The following is a 2,103-nucleotide window of genomic DNA, read 5'->3' on the forward strand; positions in this document are numbered from 1 at the left end:
CAAATGCAGGTTTCTCGTTTAAATTTAATCCATTATATCTGAGGGCATATCGCCTCGAATTTTTTGCCAAATCTCACCTGTTTGATGACCGTATTTACGCATCATCGAAATAGCACCATCGTGCTCTTTATTTTCTGCCAAGATTGTTAAATCTTTATAAAACTGACGAGCAAGTTCACGAGTTCCGGCATCAGAGAAGTAATGACAACCAATCTTTGAATAAAAGCCTCTAAAACCGTTGAGTATTAATACATAAATACGGTTATTACCCGCAACGGCTAATTCGTGATGAACTTTATAATCGTAGTCAGCAAATGCCTGCGCAGTGTCTTCTAGCTCATGACTTTGTGATAAAATTTCAATTACACGTTCAGGATTTAACTTAATTGCAGCACGTGTATAAATAGCACTGATATTAGTACGTGCAGATAAAAGCTGATCTGTCAGCTCTGGCATCTTGTCTTCATCTAAGCGCGCTAGTGTTTCAAGAATATTTAAGCCAGACGTCTCCCAAAAGTTATTTACTTTTGTTGGTTTACCATGCTGAATTGTTAACCAACCATCACGTGCTAAACGCTGTAATACTTCTCTCAAGGTCGTTCTTGTTACACCAATTAACTCTGAAAGTTCTCGCTCGGCAGGTAGAATTGAACCTGGAGGGAAATCGCCGTTCCAAATAGATTCAACTATATATTCTTCAGCAAATCCTGCTGGGCTTTTCGCTTTAAAAATTCTCATCCAGTTCCCACTCGAATTAATCAACACTCATCGTTTTACACGAATAACTGACTGATTGTACCAGACGAAGCATAACTAACAAGTAAAGTCAGACATATTAATAAGCAAATGAGTAGAAATTAAGGATTAATAAATAATAAAATTTAGGTTTTTCTAATATCGCTACAATGTATAAATATACAGAGCAATATTCATTGTAGGTACATTGTAATTATTGGTATTTTTATTTACACCATACTTAGCTGAATCAACTTAATACACATAAGTACATTAAAAAGGAACACCTATGCAACAGAGCGTTCTAACAGCAACTTTAAAGAAGTGATTAGGCAATGCACCAATGTTGTATAAGTAAGCGATATAACTTAGCTTATGTATCAATGGGAACTAAGTAGAGCGCCATGTAACCTCTGCTGAGGCTGTATTGAGTAGTCAATAATTTCATCTTATAAAAAGCGACTTCGGTAGCTTTTTTTTCCTTTTTGTTGCCGCATACATTATCCTAGGTCATAATCTAACATCTTATTTAAACGCGGAATTTTTATGAACTGGCTTGCGCAATTACCCACCCAACGTACCCCGTGGCTTTTATTTACAGCTATCGTTTTTTTACTTGAAGTGACCGCCCTTTTCTTTCAATACCAAATGGGATTGGCGCCTTGCATAATGTGCATATATCAACGTACCGCTGTACTGGGTTTATTAGGTGCAGGCATTGTAGGTTCGACTAAACCACAGAGCAAAGCAGTTCGTATATTAGCGTATGTAATTTGGGGTGTATCGAGTGTTTGGGGATACCTTATAGCTCGCGAGCATATTGATATGCAAACCACCACAGACCCTTTTGCATTTAGCTGTGAGTTTGAACCAAACTTCCCATCGTTTATGCCGTTACACGAATGGATACCTAGCTTTTTTCAGGCGACCGGGGATTGTGGAAATATAGATTGGCAGTTTATTGGTTTGAGCATGCCTGCTTGGATGGAAATTATATTTGCGCTATTCTCAATCACTTTGTTTGCTTTAGTGATTAGCCGCTTAATAACAAAAAAATCGATTTAATATGTTTACCTTTTTTTCAAGCCAATTAGATGATCTTAAACACTTAAAAGTGCGCAAGCGCCAGGACGTAATAGCACTTTCGTTAAGTATGTTATCGCCAACTGATAAAGTGTTACTACGTATTATTAAATTAATATTACTAAGTCCACTATTTTTAATATTCACGGTATTTAAAGGTTGGATATTAATCCCGTTTTTGATACTTGGTGGGCTTTGCTATCCGCTATTAACAACACCTATTGAAATTAACTTTGCTAAAAAGCACTTAAGCGATGCATTAAAACAATTTAATCAGGGCGCATA

General features: G+C 36.7%; 3 protein-coding genes. 2 read left to right on the forward strand and 1 reads right to left on the reverse strand.

What is annotated here, in order from left to right:
- Positions 1-24 precede the first annotated feature (24 nt).
- On the reverse strand, positions 25-738 hold the full coding sequence (gene fadR, locus GQR46_RS19005; RefSeq protein ID WP_004335692.1) for a fatty acid metabolism transcriptional regulator FadR: 714 nt from the start codon (positions 736-738) through the stop codon (positions 25-27).
- A 543-nt stretch (positions 739-1,281) separates the two neighbouring features.
- Between fadR and dsbB the strand changes: the two genes are divergently transcribed.
- A complete protein-coding gene (gene dsbB / locus GQR46_RS19010) occupies positions 1,282-1,800 on the forward strand; it encodes a disulfide bond formation protein DsbB (protein ID WP_165728713.1) in 519 nt (172 codons plus the stop codon).
- A gap of 1 nt (position 1,801) precedes the next feature.
- The coding region (locus GQR46_RS19015; protein ID WP_165728712.1) for a DUF6170 family protein at positions 1,802-2,103 on the forward strand (302 nt) is incomplete at its 3' end.

It is taken from the genome of Pseudoalteromonas sp. Z1A6 (assembly GCF_011378745.1).
Lineage (GTDB): Bacteria > Pseudomonadota > Gammaproteobacteria > Enterobacterales > Alteromonadaceae > Pseudoalteromonas > Pseudoalteromonas arctica.